Annotated in this window: 1 pseudogene; it reads left to right on the top strand. The window is 40.6% G+C overall.

Going from position 1 to position 239, the window contains the following annotated elements:
• Nucleotides 1-239 (top strand): annotated as a pseudogene (locus tag ACYQ2O_RS13830) (DDE-type integrase/transposase/recombinase); the annotation flags it as partial.

Consider the following 239-nt stretch of genomic DNA (forward strand, 5'->3'; position numbering starts at 1 on the left):
TGATTTAGATTATCAACGTATTCTAGATTATTCCGAAGACCTCGGTAAACCGATTAAACCTATTCGTCGGCGAAAAACATCACCTCAACTATCTAAAAAAGAAAAGTGTCCACGCTGCCATGCGCCTCACCAGTATCTTTACATAAACAGTAAAAAAACTGGCCAGAGACTGTGTAAAGTGTGTAAGCACACGCATATCCCTGGAAAAGAATCCGAAAAACCACGCTTAATTCGTTGCC

Source organism: Alkalibacterium sp. m-11 (assembly GCF_054658155.1).